We start from the raw sequence: 18,535 nt of genomic DNA, 5'->3' as shown, positions 1-18,535 counted from the left end.
GGGTGGGCAACGGCCCGCTGACCTGCTCGTTGATCGTTCATTGATCGCCTGTTTCGCCCCGCCCGGCACGATGGCGCCCATGATCGGCATGTCCACCACGCAGACCCCGTACGCCGGGGCGTCCGACGACCGTCCGAGCTGGCTCGACCTCGCGCTGTGCGCCCAGACCGGGTCGGCGTTCTTCTTCCCCGAGCCGGGCAGCTCCGTACGCGAGGCCAAGCAGATCTGCCTGGCCTGCGAGGGCCGCGCCGCCTGCCTCGAGTACGCCCTCGCCAACGACGAACGGTTCGGCGTCTGGGGCGGCCTGTCCGAGAAGGAGCGCGAACGCCTCCGGAAGGGCCCCGCGCGCAAGTCCGCCGACCGCGCCTGAGCACCACCGCGACACCGAGACCTGCCGACGGGGGAACCGGCAGGAAACGTCAACTCGCCCGCCCCGGCAGGAACGTGGGGCGGGCGAGTCCGTGTGTGCGGCGTGCGGGGCTCAGCGGCCGCGGGCGGCGGGCGGCGGCGAAGCCGGCACCGTGTGTGCGGGGAGCCCGAGGGGGCGCGCCTGCGGCGGACCGAGCCTTCGCGTCTGCGGTGAAACCGGGACCGCGTGCCTGCGGCGGGTCCTAGTCCGCGCGTGTGCGGCGGGCCGGGACCGCGTGCCTGCGGCGGACCGAGCCTTCGCGTGTGCGGCGGACTGAGCCCGCGTGCCTGCGGCGGACCGAGCCCTCGCGTCTGCGGTGGAACCGGGACCGCGTGCCTGCGGCGGATCGGGTCCGCGTGCCTGCGACGGACCGAGCCTTCGTGTGTTCGGCGGAGCGAGCCCGCGGGTCTGCGGCGGACCGAGCCCGCGTGCCTGCGGCGGACCGAGTCCTCGTGTCTGCGGTGGAACCCGGGACCGCGCGCCTTCGGCGGCGCTGGTCCGCGCGTGTGCGGCAGACCGGGGACCGCGTGTCTGCGGCGGCCTTGGCCCTCGCGTCTGCGGCGAGACCCGGACCCGCGTCCACCGGCAGGCAGGCCCGGGCTGCTCGGCTCAGCGGCCGCGGGCCGCGATGCGGGCCTTTCGTGCCGCCAGCTTCTCGTCGAACTTGGCGGCCTCGGAGTCCAACCCGTCCAGGTACAGGCCGAGTTCCTCCTGCGCCTGAAGCCCCTCCGGGCCGAGCCCGTCGATCTCCATGATCTTCAGGAAGCGCAGCACCGGCTGCAGTACGTCGTCGTGGTGGATGCGCAGGTTGTAGATCTCGCCGATCGCCATCTGCGCCGCGGCCCGCTCGAAGCCCGGCATGCCGTGCCCGGGCATGCGGAAGTTGACGACCACGTCGCGTACCGCCTGCATCGTCAGGTCCGGGGCGATCTCGAAGGCCGACTTCAGCAGGTTCCGGTAGAAGACCATGTGCAGGTTCTCGTCGGTCGCGATGCGCGCCAGCATGCGGTCGCAGATCGGGTCGCCCGACTGGTGGCCGGTGTTGCGGTGCGAGATGCGGGTGGCCAGCTCCTGGAACGCCACGTACGCGACCGAGTGCAGCATCGAGTGCCGGTTGTCGGACTCGAAGCCCTCGCTCATGTGGGCCATCCGGAACTGCTCCAGCTTGACCGGGTCGACGGCGCGGGACGCGAGCAGGTAGTCGCGCATCACGATGCCGTGGCGGCCCTCCTCGGCGGTCCAGCGGTGCACCCAGGTGCCCCAGGCGCCGTCGCGGCCGAACAGGGTGGCGATCTCGTGGTGGTAGCTGGGGAGGTTGTCCTCGGTCAGCAGGTTGACCACGAGGGCCGTCCTGCCGATGTCGGTGACCTTGGACTGGCCGGGCTCCCACTCCTCGCCGTCTTCGAAGAACTCGGGGAAGTTGCGCCCGTCGCCCCACGGGACGTAGTCGTGCGGCATCCAGTCCTTGGCGACCTTGAGGTGGCGGTTGAGCTCCTTCTCCACGACCTCTTCGAGGGCGTACAGCAGCCGTGCGTCGGTCCAGGTGTCCGGGCTGCCGAGGTGGGGAGAGGCGATCGTCACGGGTGCTCCTGCGGGGACGGAGGTGCTTGCTCTGGGTGCGGCTTACCTACGGGGACGTAGCCTACGAGACCGTAGGTTACGAAACCGTAGGTTAAGCGGCAGGTAAAGGGCCAGCCCCCGCAGGGTGGGCCACCATCCGTTACGCGGCCTTTGTTCCGTATGTCACCTGGCGTTTCATGGCTATCCGTGCAGATTGCGCAGTCGGACCGAGAGGCACGTCACGCAGCCCTCGAGCTTCTCGAACTCGCTGATGTCCACCAGTACGGGGTCGTAGCCGAGGCCCGCGAGGAGCTCCGCCGACTTCGGGGCGCTCCCGGCCATCAGGAGCTTGTCGCCGCCGAGCAGCACCACGTGCGCGCCCGACTCCTCAGGCACCGGCAGGAACGGGCCGAACAGCGACGGCGTGTCCACGAGCGGCGGGTACCCGATCACCGTGCCGTCCGGGAGGGCCGTCACCGCCGACTTCAGATGCAGCACCGACGACACCGGCACCGCAACGACCTCCGCCCCGAGCGGCTCGAACGCGGCCCGCAGCTGCCGCACCCCGGCGGCGTTGGTCCGGCCGCCGCGCCCCACGTAGATCCTGTCGCCGATCTTCAGGACGTCGCCGCCGTCCAGCGTGCCCGGCTCCCGGACCCGGTTCAGGGAGGCGCCGAGCCCGGCCAGGGCCTGCTCGACGGCGCTCGTCTCGGGCCGCCGGGACTCGGCGCCGGGGCGGGCGATCAGGGCGACGTTGCGGAACATCACGACGGCGTCCTCGACGAACACCGCGTCCGGGCAGTCGTCGGCGGGGGCCACCTCGACGGTCTCCCAGCCGTGCGCTCGCAGCACGTGCCCGTACGCCTCCCACTGCGCGAGCGCCAGGTCCACGTCGACCGGGGTGCGCTCCAGGTGGGTGACCAGGCCCTCGGCCAGTCGCGGGCCGGGGCGGCGGATCAGGGCCTTCTTGCTTGCCACGGGGGGACTCCTTAACCCGGGGGTTCGCCTTGGCGCCATCATGCAAGGTCGCGGGGGTGTGCGAAACCCCAGGCGGGGTCGTGCCCCGACAGGGGCGCGGGGAACTGCGCGAACGGCCCCCCCCCCACCGGGTTGCACCCGGCCGCGAAGCCGTGAGTGGGCAGATGCGCCTGCCGGGTCTTGTTCGTCGGCCGCTGCCGCGCCTTCGTGGCTGGTCGCGCAGTTCCCCGCGCCCCTTACGGGGCCCCCACCTCCCGGCGCAGGTGTTCCGCCGTGAACGAGCCCTCCGCGAGGAGCAGTTGGGCCGGGGTGCCCTCGAAGACGACCTGGCCGCCGTGCTTGCCGCCGTCCGGGCCGAGGTCGACGACCCAGTCGGCGCGGCGGACCACGTCCAGGTTGTGCTCGACGACCAGGACCGTGTTGCCGCCGTCCACCAGGCGGTCGAGCAGGGCGACCAGGCCGTCCACGTCCGCCATGTGCAGCCCGGTCGTCGGCTCGTCCAGGACGTACACGGCGCCCGTGCGGTGCAGCTGCGTCGCCAGCTTGATGCGCTGCCGCTCGCCGCCGGACAGCGTGCCGAGCGGCTGCCCGAGGGTGAGGTACGTGAGGCCCACATCGCGCAGCGCCCGCAGGCGGCGGCTCAGGCCCCGGTCGCCCAGGTCCTCGAAGTAGGCGAGCGCGTCGTCCGCCGTCATCTCCAGGACGTCCACCACGGACCGCCCGGCGACCGTGAGCCGCAGCACCTCGTCCTTGAACCGCCGCCCCTCGCACGCCTCGCACGTCGTCGTCACCGGGTCCATGAACGCCAGGTCGCTGTAGATCACCCCGCGCCCCTGGCAACGCTCGCACGCGCCACGGGAGTTGAAGCTGAACAGCCCCGGCTCGCCCCCGGTCTCCCGTGCGAACAGCTTCCGTACCGTGTCCATGATCCCGAGGTACGTAGCCGGGGTGGAGCGCGCCGAGATGCCGATGGACGACTGGTCCACGACGACCGCGTCCGGGTGCGCCGCCGTGAACGCGCCCGAGACGAGGCTCGACTTCCCGGACCCGGCCACGCCCGTCACCGCCGTGAGCACCCCGGTCGGGAACGCCACCGTCACGTCCCGCAGGTTATGCAACGACGCGCCCTCGACGAGGAGTTGACCGGTCGGCGTGCGCGGGTCGGCCTTGACGTCCCGGTCGCGGTGCAGACAGCGGCCGGTGAGTGTGCCCGAGGAGCGCAGCCCCGCCGGCGTCCCCTCGTACACCACCTGCCCGCCGCCCGTGCCCGCGCCGGGGCCCATGTCGACCACGTGGTCGGCGACGGCGATGACGTCCGGGTCGTGCTCCACCACGAGCACCGTGTTGCCCTTGTCCCGCAGCCGCAGCAGCAGATCGTTGAGCCGCCCCACGTCCCGCGGGTGCAGTCCGACGCTCGGCTCGTCGAAGATGTACGTCATGCCGGTCAGGCTCGACCCCAAGTGCCGGACCATCTTGAGGCGTTGGCCCTCGCCGCCGGAGAGCGTGGGCGTCGGCCGGTCCAGGCTCAGGTAGCCGAGCCCGATCGCCTCGATGCGCTCCAGGGCGGTGACGGCGGCCGCGGCGATCGGCCCGGCCACCGGGTCGTCGATCCGAGCGAGCGCCGGGATCAGGTCGGACACCTCCATCGCGGCGACGTCGGCGATGTTCAGGCCGTCGATCCGCGAGGCCAGGGCCGCCTCGTTGAGCCGGGCCCCCGAACAGCGCGGGCAGACGCCCTCGCTGAGGTACTGCTGCACCAGGTCGCGGGTCTTCTGGCTGAGCGCCGACAGGTCCCGCTTCAGATACAGCCGGTCGAACCGGTCGGCGAGACCCTCGTAGTCGTTCTCCGCCTCGAAGCCGGGGGCCTTCACCCGGACCCGGCCGCCGCGCCCGCGCATCAGGAACTCCCGTTCCGCGGCGGTGAATTCACCCACCGGCTTGTGCGGGTCGAGGTCCGGGCTGTTGACGTAGGTCTGCCCGTGGTAGGTGCCCACGCGGAACGGCGGGAAGACGATCGCGCCGTCGGCGAGGGACTTCGACTCGTCAAGGATGCGCCCGTAGTCGGGCCGCACCGTGCGGCCCAGACCGTCGCACTCGGGGCACATCCCGGACGGGTCGTTGAAGGAGTACGCGGTCGCCGGGCCCGCGCTCGGCGTCCCGTACCGGGAGAACAGCACGCGGACCACCGAGTACACGTCCGTCATCGTGCCGACCGTGGACCGGGAGTGGCCGCCGATCGGCTTCTGGTCGACGACGATCGCGGGCGCCAGGTCCTCCAGGCCGTCCGCGTGCGGCCGCTCGTACTTGGGCAGCCGGTTGCGGACGAACCAGGTGAACGTCTCGCCCAGCTGGCGCTGCGACTCGACGGCGATCGTGTCGAAGACGATCGACGACTTCCCGGACCCCGACACCCCGGTGAAGACCGTGAGCAGGCCTTTCGGGATGCGCAGATCGACGTCCTTGAGGTTGTTCTCGCGGGCTCTGGTGATCACGATGTGCTCGGGCATGTAGGGCATGCCCGTGACGCTAGGCGGGATACCCGACAGCTTCTGTCGTGTTTTCCGCCCAGAGTGGCGCGGTCACTCACCGTGCCGCCATCAGCTCCCGCACCTCCTCCTCGGTCGTGTCCCGCAGCTCCCCGTCGAGCAGCAGCCAGCGGGTGACCCCGATCGACTCCAGGAACGCCAGGTCGTGGCTGGCCACGATCAGCGCCCCCTCGTACGACTCCAGGGCCGAGGTCAGCTGCCGGACGCTGGCCATGTCGAGGTTGTTCGTCGGCTCGTCCAGCATCAGCAGCTGCGGCGCGGGCTCGGCGAGCAGCAGCGCCGCGAGCGTCGCGCGGAACCGCTCGCCGCCGGACAGCGTGCCCGCCGCCTGGTCGGCCTTCGCGCCCTTGAACAGGAAGCGCGCGAGCCGCGCCCTGATCCGGTTGTTGGTCGCGTCGGGTGCGGCGAGCGCCACGTTCTCGGCGACGGTCCGCTCCTCGTCCAGGACGTCGAGGCGTTGCGGCAGGAACCGCAGCGGTACGTGCGGCACGGCCTCGCCCGCGACCGGGTCGAGCCGGCCCGCGACGGTGCGCAGCAGCGTGGTCTTGCCCGCGCCGTTGCGGCCGACGAGCGCGATCCGCTCGGGTCCGCGCAGCTCGAACTCGCCCTTGACCTCCGCCCCGTAACGGAGTGTCAGTTCGCGCAGGGTGAGGACCTGGCGTCCCGGCGGCACCGCGGTGAAGGGCAGGTCGACGCGGATCTCGTCGTCGTCCCGCACCGCCTCCACGGCCTCGTCGAGCCGCTCCTTGGCCTCGGAGAGCTTCTCCTCGTGCATGATGCGGTGCTTGCCGGCGGAGACCTGGGCCTCCCGCTTGCGCGCGTTCATCACGATCTTCGGCTCCCGCTTCTGCGCGAACATCTTGTCGCCGTACCGCACGCGGCGCGCCAACTTCACCTGGGCGTCGACGAGTTCGCGCTTCTGCCGCTTCAGGTCGGCCTCGGCGACGCGCACCATGCGCTCCGCCGCCTCCTGCTCGACCGCGAGCGCCTCCTCGTACGCGCTGAAGTTGCCGCCGTACCAGGTGACTTCGCCGCCCCTGAGGTCGGCGATCTGGTCGACCAGGTCGAGGAGCTCCCGGTCGTGGCTGACCACGACGAGCACGCCCGACCAGGCCTGCACGGCGGCGTAGAGCCGCTGCCGGGCGAACAGGTCGAGGTTGTTCGTCGGCTCGTCGAGCAGCAGGACGTCCGGCCGGCGGAGCAGCAGCGCCGCCAGCCTGAGCAGCACGGACTCGCCGCCGGACACCTCGCCGATGGTGCGGTCCAGGCCGATGTGGCCGAGGCCGAGCTGGGCGAGGGTCGCGGCGGCCCGCTCCTCGACGTCCCAGTCGTCGCCGACCGCGGTGAAGTGCTCCTCGGCGACGTCCCCGGCCTCGATGGCGTGCAGGGCGGCGCGGGTTCCGGCGATGCCGAGCACCTCGTCGACCTTGAGGGCGGTGTCGAGGGTGACGTTCTGCGGCAGGTAGCCGACCTCGCCGCTGACGCGGACTGTGCCGTCGGCCGGGGCGAGCTCCCCGGCGATCAGTTTCAACAGGGTTGATTTTCCTGACCCGTTGACCCCGATGAGGCCGGTCCGGCCGGGGCCGAAGGCGACCTGGAGGCCGTCGAAGACCTCGGTGCCGTCGGCCCAGCTGAAGTGCAGCGAGGTGCAGGCGATGGATGTGGGGTGGGTAGACATGGTGGGCGGCCTCCGGCGCGCTAGAAGTGACGGAACAGCGCGTGGGGGACACGGGGGTGCGACGGGGAGCGCGGCAGCGGCCCCTGACGGCCGGGAAAACAGGCCCTGGGGCGGGGTCAGGAAACAGAAGAACCCTGCTGCGCGGGGGACGGCTCACAGCCGAGGTCGCACCGGGCGTACGACACAGGAAGGATCACTGTGCTACGCGGGTGTCCCAGACCTCAGATGAGCAACGTCCTACTCCGATCGACGGCAACAAGGCTCATACACCGTACGAGAGGCCCGGCGCGGGCGTCAACGGCTTTTTTCGGGGCGCTCGGCCCGGCCGGTTCCGCTCAGCAGGCGTCGCGGAGCAGTTCGGCCAGGTCACCGTCCATGTCGAGGTGCAGATGCTCGTGCCCGGCCGGTACGAGAACGGCGGCCCGGTGCAGGAAGCGGCGCAGCTCGCCGGTGCGGACGTGCACGATCGCGGTGCCCTCGGGCGCGTGGAACTCCAGGACGGTCCGGTCGTAGCCGTACGGCCGCACCCGCACGTCCCCCTCGCCCGCCCACTGGTCGACGCCGGCCGCGAGCAGGTCCCGCGCGAACGTCCAGCACACGTCGACGCCTTCGAGGGTGGCGGGCGCGGGGAAGGACATGCGGACGGCGTACGGGTCGCGGGCGTCGTAGCGCAGGGTCGCGGGGATGCTGGGCATGCGCGGCGCGGACGCGATGAGGCGGGCCTCTACGGCTTGCTCGATGACGGTGGACAACGCCTGCTCCCTCGACGACTGCCGGGCGGGATGGACCCGGCACAGGGGAAGACGGCGGAACGCGGGGATCCGTGCATCGGGGTTCTGGTGACGTGCATCACCGCCCCGGCCCCGGACGCCTCCCGTACGGCCGCCGTGCGGCGCTCTGGACGACCCTGCCGGGGTCGGCTAGCTTCCCGGCGCATGAGGGGAACTTGGGGACTACGGGGACTACGGGGCGTACGGGTACAACGGGGCGTACGGGGTGCGAGGCGGCGGCGCGGTACGTGCGCCGCGGCGGGGATGTGCGGGCTCGCGCTCGCCGCAGCGCTGACGGCCCCGGCGGCGGCCCGGCCGCAGACCGACCGGGACGCGCAACGGGCGGGCGCCGCGTGGGAGCTCACGCCCAGCGGCAGTGACGCCCGCTTCCGCGGGCTCGCGGCGGTCAGCCGGTCCACGGCGTGGGTCGCGGGCTCGCAGGGCACGGTGCTGCGCACGGTCGACGCCGGCCGCCGCTGGGCCGACGTGTCGCCGCCCGGCGCGGGCGAGTTGGAGTTCCGGGACGTCGAGGCGTTCGACGCGCGCCGGGCCGTGGTCCTGGCCATCGGGGAGGGCGAGGCCTCACGGGTCTTCCGCACCGAGGACGGCGGGGCGAGCTGGACGGAGTCCTTCCGCAACACCGACCCGCGGGCGTTCTACGACTGCATGACCTTCTTCGACCGCAGGCACGGCCTCGCGATGAGCGACCCGGTCGACGGCAAGTACCGCATCCTGTCCACCGCCGACGGCGGCCGCTCCTGGAAGGTGCTCCCGGACGACGGCATGCCCCCGGCCCAGGAGGGCGAGGCGGGCTTCGCGGCGAGCGGCCAGTGCCTGACGTCGGCCGGGCCGAGCGACGTCTGGCTGGCCACCGGCGGCGGCGCCCACGCGCGCGTGCTGCACTCGGCCGACCGCGGCCGCACCTGGACGGCGGCCACGCTGCCGATCCCGGCGGGCGACCCGGCGCGCGGGGTGTTCGCGGTGGCGTTCCGCGACCGGCAGCACGGCCTCGCCGTCGGCGGCGACTACCGCCCCGGCCAGGCCTCGTCGGACGCCGCCGCCCGCTCCGCCGACGGCGGCGGCAGCTGGACACCGGCCGCCGAGCCGCCGCCCGCCTACCGCTCGGGCGCGGCCTGGCTGCCGGGCAGCAGGGCCACCGCCCTCGCGGTCGGCCCGACCGGCACCGACGTCACCACGGACGCGGGCCGCAGCTGGCGCACCGTCGACACCGGCTCGTACGACACCGTCGACTGCGCGCCGGACCGCGGCTGCTGGGCCTCCGGCGAGCGCGGCCGGATCGCCCGCCTGACGACCGGGGCCGACTGACCCCGAACCCGCTCAGGACGTCAACTGCTGCCGGAACGCGGCCAGTTCGGGCACCGTCTTCGTCGCGATGAACTCGGTCACGCGGTACGAGCAGACGCCCGCCGTGCTGAACGGGTCGGCCGCGGCGACCTTCTCGACGGCGGCACGGTCGTCGCCCACGGCGATGATCACGCCGCCGTCGCGCGGGTTCTTGCGCCCGGAGGCGAGGAAGGTGCCGTCGGCGAAGTGCCGGTCGAGCCACTCGACGTGCGCCTCGAGGTGCTCCTCGACGGCTTCGATCGGCGCGGTGTAGGTCAATTCCAGTACGAACATGCCGGCGAGACTATCCGGCCGCCCGCGCCCCCCGCCCTCCCGTCCGGAGGCCGGAACACGGCCGCGTACGCTCGCAGCACCATGACGACCGTACGCATCCCCGCCGACTGGCCCACCACCGAAGCCCGGGCGCGCGCCGTCCAGGACGAGTTGCGCACCCGCGTCGAACTCCACGAGCCCGGCCCGGCGCCCGGCGCCGGCACGGTCACGGGGGTGGACGTGGCGTACGACGACGAGCGCGATGTCGTCGTCGCGGCCGCCGTGGTCCTCGACGGGGCGAGCCTGGAGGTCGTCGAGGAGGCGACCGCGGTGGGGCGGATCAGCTTCCCGTACGTGCCGGGGCTGCTCGCCTTCCGTGAACTGCCCACTGTCCTCGCCGTGTTGGAGCGCCTGACGGCCGCGCCCGGCCTGGTCGTCTGCGACGGGTACGGGCTCGCCCACCCGCGCCGCTTCGGCCTCGCGAGCCACCTCGGCGTGCTCACGGGGCTGCCGACGATCGGGGTCGCGAAGAACCCGTTCACGTTCGCGTACGAGGAGCCGGGTGCGGAACGCGGCAGTACCTCGCCGCTGGTCGACGCGGAGGCCGGCGGGGAGGAGGTGGGGTGCGCGGTGCGGACGCGGGACGGGGTGAAGCCGGTGTTCGTCTCCGTCGGCCACCGGGTCGACCTGCGGACGGCCGTCGGTCATGTGCTGCACCTGACGCCGCGGTATCGGTTGCCGGAGACGACGCGGGTCGCTGATGCCTTGTGCAGGCGGGCGTTGACGGCTGCGACGAACTGACCCGGGGCTCCGCCCCGGGCCCCGGGTCGGTCTTCGTCTGCGGCTTTCGTCGTGGCCGCTCGCGCAGTTCCCCGCGCCCCTGAGGCGGGGCTCCGCCCCCGCCTCCCCTGGCCCGTCCTTCGGCTGCCCCGCCGCCGTGGCTGGTCGCGCAGTTCCCCGCGCCCCTATCGGGGCGCGTGGGCCACCCGGAAACGGATCCCCGCGCGCTCCAGGCGTTCCCGCAGGGCACCGCCCATCGCCACAGCCGGGGTGACCTGGCCCGAGGTCGACGGCAGCGGGTCGAGGGCCAGGCACAGGGCGGACTCGGCGAACATCTTCGCCGTGTCGCCGTAGCCCGGGTCCCCGCCCGAGACCTCTGTGTAGACCCGGCGCCCACCCCCGTCACCGACGAACCGCACCGAGAACCAGCTCTTCGCCCGCCGCTCCTCGCTCGGCCCCTCGCCCGGCTTGACCCGGTCCGACAACCAGCGCCGGGCGGACGGAAGTTGGGCCGCCGTGGCCAGCGCGCCGAGCGCGGCGACCCCGCCGAGCGCGACGGGCAGGTGCTTCACGGCGGCGTAGTGCCGGTACCGGAAGTCCGGCCCGTACCGCTCCAGGGCGCGCGCCGAGCGCTGCACGATCTGCGGGTCGATCGTCGGCAACGGCACGGCCCAGGCGCCGAGTTCCTTCGCGAACCGGGGCGGGCCCACGGGCGCGTACGCGCGGCGGCCGGTCAGGCGCGGCTCGTGCCGGCGCCGGTCCCGCGCGGCCGCAGCCGTCTGCCGCCCGCGCGAGAACGCGGTCAGCGCGGAGGCGAACGTACCGCCGGAGAACGTGGCGTTGGTGCGCACGAACCCGTCGATCCGCAGCGGCACCCCTTCCGGCAGTTGCTCGACCGTGAACTGCACGCCCAGGTCGTGCGGAACGGAGTCGAAGCCGCAGGCGGGGATCAGACGCGCCCCGGTCTCACGCGCGCGTGCGTCGTGTCGGACGTACATGAGGTCCACGAACTCCGGCTCCCCGGACAGGTCCAGATAGTCCGTGCCCGCGTCGGCGCAGGCCGCGACCAGCTCCTGCCCGTACGTGATGTACGGGCCGACCGTCGTCGCCACCACGCGCGCGTGCTGTGCGATGTCGCGGAGCCCGGCCGGGTCGTCCGCGTCGGCGCGCAGCAGCGGCAGCTCGCCGAGCCGCGGGTCGAGGCCGGTCAGCCGCTCGCGCAGTCGCTCCAGCTTGGCGGTGCTGCGCCCGGCGAGCGCCCAGCGCAGGCCTTCCGGCGCGTGCTCCGCGAGGTACTCGGCGATCAGCGTCCCGACGAAACCCGTCGCCCCGAAGAGCACGATGTCGTACGTGCGCTGCGCGCGGTCGTCGTCCGTCGCGGCCGTGGCCGCCTGCTCGTGGTCCGTGCTCATGACACCCCTCGTCGTGGCCGCGCCGTTGTCGGTGGCCGAGGCTAGCGTGAGCGTGAAGTGGTCGTTCGAGCACCCCGGAGCCGGTCATGGTCGAACCGAACAATCCACCGCGTAAGGCCCCGAAGGCCGTGCTGGACAAGTGGCGGCGGGTGCGGTCCTTCGCGCTCGGACTGCCGGGCGCCGTCGAGGAGTTCCCCTGGGGCGAGTCGGTGGCGAAGGTCAACCGGAAGGTGTTCGTCTTCCTGGGCGTGGAGGACGGCAGCTGGCCCCTCGCGGTGACGGTCAAGCTCAGGGACGAGGAGGCGCATGCGCATGCGCTGACCTGCCCCGGAGCGGAACCCGCCGGGTACGGACTGGGGAAGGCCGGCTGGGTGCGCGTCCCGCTGGAGGAGCAGGGCGCGCCGGACGCGGAGCTGCTGTGCGACTGGGTGGAGGAGAGCTACCGCGTGATCGCCACGAAGAAGTGGGTCGCGGAGCTGGACGCCCGGCACTGAGCCGAGCGGCAGAGCCGCGCGCCGCCGACAAGGGCGGGAATTTCTAAGCGCTTGCTCGCCAACCCTTGTGCGGAGTGGAACGTGTTCTTAGCATCGCTGGTGTTACATCAGTGGTGTCACAGTGGCTGGGGGCTCGATGGCAGGGACAGCAAGGGGTACGGACGGTCCGCTGAGCGGCATCCGCGTCGTCGAGCTGGCCGGCATCGGCCCCGGCCCGTTCGCCGCGATGCTGCTCGCCGACCTCGGCGCCGACGTGGTCCGCGTGGACCGGCCCGGCGGCGGTGGCCTGGCGATCAATCCCGCGTACGACATCACCAACCGCAACAAGCGCTCCGTCCTCGTCGACCTCAAGTCCCCCGAGGGCCCGGCCCGTGTGCTCGACCTCGTGGAGCGGGCGGACATCCTGATCGAGGGCTTCCGGCCGGGCGTCGCCGAGCGCCTCGGCGTCGGCCCCGAGCAGTGCCGCGCCCGCAACTCCCGCCTGGTGTACGGGCGGATGACCGGCTGGGGCCAGGACGGCCCGCTCGCCCAGCGCGCCGGCCACGACATCGGGTACATCGCGATCACCGGCACCCTCGGCATGATCGGCCGCCCCGACGAGGCCCCGGCCATCCCCGCCAACCTGGTCGGGGACTACGCGGGCGGCTCGCTCTACCTCGTCGTCGGCGTCCTCGCCGCCCTGCAGCACGCGCGCGCCACCGGCGAGGGCCAGGTCGTCGACGCCGCGATCGTGGACGGCGCCGCCCACCTCGCGTCGATGATCCACGGCATGATGGCGGCCGGCGGCTGGCAGGACCGCCGCGGCTCCAACCTCCTCGACGGCGGCTGCCCGTTCTACGGCACCTACGAGACGGCGGACGGCGGTCACATGGCCGTCGGCGCCCTGGAGCAGCAGTTCTACGACGAGTTCGTGCAGCTCCTCGGCATCGCGGACCAGGCCCCGCCCCGGGGTGACCTCGCGGCCTGGGGCGAGCTGCGGGAGACCATCGCCGCCGCTTTCAAGACCCGTACGCGCGACGAGTGGACCGCGGTCTTCGAGACGTCGGACGCGTGCGTGGCGCCCGTCCTCTCGCTGCGCGAGGCGCCCGCGCATCCGCACCTCGCCGCCCGCGCCACCTTCGTCGAGCACAGCGGCATCACCCAGCCGGCGCCCGCCCCCCGCTTCTCCGCCACCCCCGGCGCCGTCCGCAGCGGCCCCGCGCAGCCCGGCGCCGACACGGCGGACGTGGCCCGCGACTGGGACGTACCCGGACTGGCCGCCGAGACCGACTGACTCCCGTACGACGAGCAACTCCCGTGCACCGCCGCCCCGTCACCCGTACCGAAGCCGCCTCCAGGAGGACCACAGCATGACGTCACAGACGCCCTCGGGCATGCAGCGCAGGCTGTACGACGCCGACCACGAGGCGTTCCGCGAGACCGTGCGCACGTTCCTCGCCAAGGAGGTCGCGCCGCACTACGAGCAGTGGGAGAAGGACGGCATCGTCTCCCGCGAGGCGTGGCTCGCCGCCGGCCGGCAGGGGCTGCTCGGCCTCGCCGTGCCCGAGGAGTTCGGCGGCGGCGGGAACGAGGACTTCCGCTACTCCGCCGTACTGGCCGAGGAGTTCACCCGCGCCGGGGCCGCCGGGCTCGCCGTCGGGCTGCACAACGACATCATCGGCCCGTATCTGACCTCGCTCGCCACCGACGAGCAGAAGCGGCGCTGGCTGCCCGGGTTCTGCGACGGCTCGCTGATCACCGCGATCGCCATGACCGAGCCGGGCGCGGGCTCCGACCTCCAGGGCATCCGCACCGCCGCCGAGGACAAGGGCGACCACTGGCTGCTCAACGGCTCCAAGACGTTCATCTCCAACGGCATCCTCGCCGACCTGGTGATCGTCGTCGCGAAGACCACCCCCGAGGGCGGGGCGCACGGCCTGTCCCTGCTCGTCGTGGAGCGCGGCATGGAGGGCTTCGAGCGCGGCCGCAACCTCGACAAGATCGGCCAGAAGTCCCAGGACACCGCCGAGTTGTTCTTCAACGACGTGAAGGTGCCCAAGGAGAACCTGCTCGGCGAGCTCAACGGCGCGTTCATCCACCTGATGACCAACCTCGCGCAGGAGCGCATGGGCATCGCCGTCGCCGCGATCGCCGCCGCCGAACACCTCCTGGAGATCACCATGGAGTACGTGAAGGAGCGCGAGGCGTTCGGCCGTTCCATCGCCAAGTTCCAGCACATCCGCTTCGAGATAGCGGAGATGGCCACCGAGTGCGCCGTCACCCGCACGTTCCTGGACCGCTGCATCGAGGACCACGACAAGGGCGAACTGGACGCCGTGCACGCGTCCATGGCCAAGTGGTGGGCCACCGAACTGCAGAAGCGCGTCGCCGACCGCTGCCTCCAACTCCACGGCGGCTACGGCTACATGACCGAGTACCGGGTCGCGAAGGCCTTCACCGACGGCCGCATCCAGACCATCTACGGCGGCACGACCGAGATCATGAAGGAGATCATCGGCCGCTCGCTGCTCCCGTAGCCCTCGTGCATCTCCAGTACAGCCACCCTCGTTCCGCACCACGAAAGGCTTGAGACCTTGAGCACCGAAGCGTACGTGTACGACGCGATCCGCACCCCGCGCGGGCGCGGCAAGGCCAACGGGGCCCTGCACGGCACCAAGCCCATCGACCTGGTGGTCGGCCTGATCCACGAGATCAAGGCCCGCTTCCCCGACCTCGACCCGGCCGCGATCGACGACATCGTGCTCGGCGTCGTCGGCCCCGTCGGCGACCAGGGCTCCGACATCGCGCGGATCGCCGCCATCGCCGCCGGGCTGCCCGACACGGTGGCCGGCGTGCAGGAGAACCGCTTCTGTGCCTCGGGCCTCGAAGCGGTCAACCTGGCCGCGATGAAGGTCCGTTCGGGCTGGGAGGACCTGGTCCTCGCGGGCGGTGTCGAGTCGATGTCCCGCGTGCCGATGGCCTCGGACGGCGGCGCCTGGTTCGCCGACCCGATGACCAACTTCGAGACCGGCTTCGTGCCGCAGGGCATCGGCGCCGACCTGATCGCCACCATCGAGGGCTTCTCCCGGCGCGACGTCGACGAGTACGCGGCGCTGTCCCAGGAGCGCGCCGCCGCCGCGATCAAGGACGGCCGCTTCGAGCGCTCCGTCGTCCCGGTGAAGGACCGCAACGGCCTCGTCGTCCTCGACCAGGACGAGTTCCCGCGCCCCGGCACCACCGCCGACTCCCTCGCCAAGCTGAAGCCGTCGTTCAAGGACATCGGCGACCTCGGCGGGTTCGACGCGGTCGCGCTGCAGAAGTACCACTGGGTCGAGCAGATCGACCACGTCCACCACGCGGGCAACTCCTCCGGCATCGTCGACGGAGCGTCCCTCGTCGCCATCGGCACCCGCGAGGTGGGGGAGCGGTACGGGCTCACGCCCCGCGCCCGGATCGTCTCCGCCGCCGTGTCCGGCTCCGAGCCGACGATCATGCTGACCGGTCCCGCGCCCGCGACCCGCAAGGCCCTCGCCAAGGCCGGCCTGACGATCGACGACATCGACCTGGTCGAGATCAACGAGGCGTTCGCGGCGGTCGTCCTGCGCTTCGTCAAGGACATGGGCCTCGACCTGGAGAAGGTCAACGTCAACGGCGGCGCGATCGCCCTCGGGCACCCGCTGGGCGCGACGGGCGCGATGATCCTGGGCACGTTGGTGGACGAGCTGGAGCGCAGGGACCTGCGGTACGGCTTGGCGACGTTGTGCGTCGGCGGGGGTATGGGCATCGCGACCGTCGTCGAGCGGCTGTAGCGGTTCATCGTCGCCTGCGGGCCGGTGGGGGCTGGTCGCGCAGTTCCCCGCGCCCCTGAGATGCGCACTGCGTGCGGCATCTCCTCGGGAAAGCGGGGCGCAGCCCCTGCTTTCAGGGGCGCGGGGAACTGCGCGAGCGACCACGACGAGACCCGCAGTCGGCCATGAGACCCCAGCCACCCTCCCCAGTAGCCGCACAGACCTAACGGAGACCGCACCATGACCGAGAACAACGCCATCCGCTGGGAGCAGGACGACACCGGCATCGTCACGCTCGTGCTCGACGACCCCAACCAGTCCGCGAACACCATGAACCAGGCGTTCAAGGACTCCCTCGCGGCGACCGCCGACCGCCTGGAGGCGGAGAAGGACGACATCCGAGGCATCATCGTCACCTCGGCCAAGAAGACCTTCTTCGCCGGCGGCGACCTGCGCGACCTGATCCAGGTCACCCCCGAGACCGCGCACCTCGCCTTCGAGGCCGGCCAGGGCATCAAGCGGGACCTGCGCCGCATCGAGACCCTCGGCAAGCCCGTCGTCGCGGCCATCAACGGCGCGGCCCTGGGCGGCGGTTACGAGATCGCCCTCGCCTGCCACCACCGCGTCGCGCTCGACGCGTCCGGCACGAAGATCGGCCTGCCCGAGGCCACGCTCGGCCTGCTCCCCGGAGGCGGCGGCGTCGTCCGTACCGTACGGCTCCTCGGCATCGCCGACGCGCTCCTGAAGGTGCTGCTGCAGGGCAACCAGTACAACCCGAAGCGTGCCCTCGACAACGGCCTGATCCATGAACTCGCCGCTGACCAGGACGAGTTGATCGCCAAGGCGCGCGCGTTCATCGACGCCAACCCGGAGTCCGCGCAGCCCTGGGACAAGCCCGGCTACAAGATCCCCGGCGGCACCCCGGCCAACCCGAAGTTCGCGGCGAACCTGCCCGCGTTCCCGGCCAACCTGAAGAAGCAGACGGGCGGCGCCAACTACCCGGCGCAGCGCAACATCCTCGCGGCGGCCGTCGAGGGCTCGCAGGTCGACTTCGACACCGCGCAGACCATCGAGGCGCGCTACTTCACCGAGCTCGCCGCCGGCCAGGTCTCGAAGAACATGATCCAGGCGTTCTTCTTCGACCTCCAGGCCGTCAACTCCGGCGCCAACCGCCCCAAGGGCATCGAGCCGAAGCCGGTCCGCAAGGTCGCCGTGCTCGGCGCGGGCATGATGGGCGCCGGTATCGCCTACTCGTGCGCCCTCGCCGGGATCGACGTCGTCCTCAAGGACGTCTCGCAGGAGTCCGCCGACAAGGGCAAGAACTACTCCGTGGGCCTCTGCGAGAAGGCCGTGAGCCGCGGCCGTACGACGCAGGAGAAGGCGGACGCCCTGCTCGCCCGGATCACCCCGACCGCCGACCCGCAGGACCTCGCGGGCTGCGACGCGGTGATCGAGGCGGTCTTCGAGGACCCGGCGCTCAAGCACAAGGTGTTCCAGGAGATCCAGAACATCGTCGAGCCGGACGCGCTGCTCTGCTCCAACACCTCCACGCTGCCGATCACCCTGCTCGCCGAGGGTGTCGAGCGGCAGAGCGACTTCATCGGCCTGCACTTCTTCTCGCCGGTCGACAAGATGCCGCTCGTCGAGATCATCAAGGGCGAGCGGACCGGTGACGAGGCGCTGGCCCGCGCCTTCGACCTGGTGCGGCAGATCAAGAAGACCCCGATCGTGGTGAACGACTCGCGCGGCTTCTTCACCTCCCGCGTCATCGGCCACTTCATCAACGAGGGCGTCGCGATGGTCGGCGAGGGCATCGAGCCCGCGTCGGTCGAGCAGGCCGCGGCCCAGGCGGGCTACCCGGCGAAGGTCCTCTCCCTGATGGACGAGCTGACCCTCACCCTGCCCCGCAAGATCCGCAACGAGACCCGCAAGGCCATCGAGGACGAGGGCGGCACCTGGGCGGTCCACCCGGCGGAGGCCGTCATCGACCGCATGGTCGACGAGTTCGAGCGCCCCGGCCGCAGCGGCGGCGCCGGGTTCTACGAGTACGACGAGAACGGCAAGCGCGCGAAGCTCTGGCCGGGGCTGCGCGAGCACTTCACCAAGCCCGGGTACGAGATCCCGTTCCGGGACATGCAGGAGCGGATGCTGTTCTCCGAGGCGCTGGACACGGTGCGCCTCATCGAGGAGGGCGTGCTGACCTCGGTAGCCGACGCCAACATCGGCTCGATCTTCGGCATCGGCTTCCCCGGCTGGACGGGCGGCGTCCTGCAGTACATCAACGGCTACGAGGGCGGCCTGCCCGGCTTCGTCGCCCGCGCCCGCGAACTGTCCGCGACGTACGGCGACCGCTTCGAGCCGCCGGCGCTGCTCGTCGAGAAGGCGGAGCGCGGCGAGAAGTTCACCGACGCCTGACCTTCCTGTACGACGGCCGCGCCCGGAGCCCCAGGCCCCGGGCGCGGCCGCGTGCCTGGTAGAACGGTGCCGTACGGATTGCTACGGGGGAGGGGCCGGAATGCGGCTG

General features: G+C 72.2%; 15 protein-coding genes. 8 read left to right on the top strand and 7 right to left on the bottom strand.

Annotation, left to right across the window (positions count from 1 at the left end; genetic code table 11):
• The first annotated feature begins 88 nt into the window (after positions 1-88).
• Positions 89-370: a WhiB family transcriptional regulator gene (locus ACIDOF_RS24510; RefSeq protein WP_409008292.1), complete on the top strand. Its 282-nt coding sequence runs from the start codon at positions 89-91 to the stop codon at positions 368-370.
• Positions 371-1,018: 648 nt separating this feature from the next.
• Here ACIDOF_RS24510 and ACIDOF_RS24505 read toward each other — a convergent pair.
• From ACIDOF_RS24505 to ACIDOF_RS24485, 5 genes are all read right to left on the bottom strand, one after another.
• Entirely contained in the window at positions 1,019-1,990 is a 972-nt protein-coding gene (locus tag ACIDOF_RS24505; protein ID WP_409008219.1) for an acyl-ACP desaturase, read from the bottom strand.
• 180 nt (positions 1,991-2,170) lie between these two features.
• A complete protein-coding gene (gene ddaH, locus ACIDOF_RS24500; protein WP_409008218.1) occupies positions 2,171-2,947 on the bottom strand; it encodes a dimethylargininase in 777 nt (258 codons plus the stop codon).
• Between the two features lie 236 nt (positions 2,948-3,183).
• Complete coding sequence (locus ACIDOF_RS24495; RefSeq protein ID WP_409008291.1) at positions 3,184-5,454, bottom strand: ATP-binding cassette domain-containing protein; 2,271 nt, start codon at positions 5,452-5,454, stop codon at positions 3,184-3,186.
• A 76-nt stretch (positions 5,455-5,530) separates the two neighbouring features.
• Positions 5,531-7,171, bottom strand: a complete 1,641-nt coding sequence (locus tag ACIDOF_RS24490; RefSeq protein ID WP_409008217.1) for an ABC-F family ATP-binding cassette domain-containing protein — start codon at positions 7,169-7,171, stop codon at positions 5,531-5,533.
• Positions 7,172-7,506: 335 nt separating this feature from the next.
• Complete coding sequence (locus tag ACIDOF_RS24485) at positions 7,507-7,923, bottom strand: SsgA family sporulation/cell division regulator (protein WP_409008216.1); 417 nt, start codon at positions 7,921-7,923, stop codon at positions 7,507-7,509.
• A 282-nt stretch (positions 7,924-8,205) separates the two neighbouring features.
• Between ACIDOF_RS24485 and ACIDOF_RS24480 the strand changes: the two genes are divergently transcribed.
• On the top strand, positions 8,206-9,267 hold the full coding sequence (locus tag ACIDOF_RS24480; protein ID WP_409008215.1) for a WD40/YVTN/BNR-like repeat-containing protein: 1,062 nt from the start codon (positions 8,206-8,208) through the stop codon (positions 9,265-9,267).
• A 12-nt stretch (positions 9,268-9,279) separates the two neighbouring features.
• Here the strand turns inward: ACIDOF_RS24480 and ACIDOF_RS24475 are convergent, their stop codons facing one another.
• Positions 9,280-9,579: a YciI family protein gene (locus ACIDOF_RS24475; protein WP_409008214.1), complete on the bottom strand. Its 300-nt coding sequence runs from the start codon at positions 9,577-9,579 to the stop codon at positions 9,280-9,282.
• A gap of 81 nt (positions 9,580-9,660) precedes the next feature.
• Here ACIDOF_RS24475 and ACIDOF_RS24470 point away from each other — a divergent pair, with 81 nt between their 5' ends.
• Complete coding sequence (locus tag ACIDOF_RS24470; RefSeq protein WP_409008213.1) at positions 9,661-10,359, top strand: endonuclease V; 699 nt, start codon at positions 9,661-9,663, stop codon at positions 10,357-10,359.
• A gap of 164 nt (positions 10,360-10,523) precedes the next feature.
• On the opposite strand, the gene ACIDOF_RS24465 is transcribed toward ACIDOF_RS24470, so the two are convergent.
• Positions 10,524-11,750, bottom strand: coding sequence for a saccharopine dehydrogenase family protein (locus ACIDOF_RS24465; RefSeq protein WP_409008212.1), 1,227 nt, complete (start codon positions 11,748-11,750; stop codon positions 10,524-10,526).
• 86 nt (positions 11,751-11,836) lie between these two features.
• On the opposite strand from ACIDOF_RS24465, the gene ACIDOF_RS24460 reads away from it, so the two are divergent.
• The 5 genes from ACIDOF_RS24460 to ACIDOF_RS24440 all read left to right on the top strand — a co-directional run bounded on the left by ACIDOF_RS24460 (position 11,837) and on the right by ACIDOF_RS24440 (position 18,426).
• The gene (locus ACIDOF_RS24460; RefSeq protein ID WP_409008211.1) at positions 11,837-12,244 is read left to right on the top strand and encodes an MmcQ/YjbR family DNA-binding protein; all 408 of its coding nucleotides are present in this window, start codon (positions 11,837-11,839) and stop codon (positions 12,242-12,244) included.
• A 136-nt stretch (positions 12,245-12,380) separates the two neighbouring features.
• Positions 12,381-13,517, top strand: coding sequence for a CaiB/BaiF CoA transferase family protein (locus ACIDOF_RS24455; protein WP_409008210.1), 1,137 nt, complete (start codon positions 12,381-12,383; stop codon positions 13,515-13,517).
• Between the two features lie 100 nt (positions 13,518-13,617).
• Positions 13,618-14,760, top strand: coding sequence for an acyl-CoA dehydrogenase family protein (locus ACIDOF_RS24450; RefSeq protein WP_409008290.1), 1,143 nt, complete (start codon positions 13,618-13,620; stop codon positions 14,758-14,760).
• Positions 14,761-14,817: 57 nt separating this feature from the next.
• Complete coding sequence (locus tag ACIDOF_RS24445) at positions 14,818-16,032, top strand: acetyl-CoA C-acetyltransferase (protein ID WP_409008209.1); 1,215 nt, start codon at positions 14,818-14,820, stop codon at positions 16,030-16,032.
• Between the two features lie 219 nt (positions 16,033-16,251).
• Entirely contained in the window at positions 16,252-18,426 is a 2,175-nt protein-coding gene (locus ACIDOF_RS24440; RefSeq protein WP_409008208.1) for a 3-hydroxyacyl-CoA dehydrogenase NAD-binding domain-containing protein, read from the top strand.
• Positions 18,427-18,535: the final 109 nt, after the last annotated feature.

It is taken from the genome of Streptomyces sp. Da 82-17 (assembly GCF_046098215.1).
In the GTDB taxonomy this organism is placed as follows: domain Bacteria; phylum Actinomycetota; class Actinomycetes; order Streptomycetales; family Streptomycetaceae; genus Streptomyces.
This window is presented reverse-complemented; position numbering and strand designations above follow the sequence as displayed.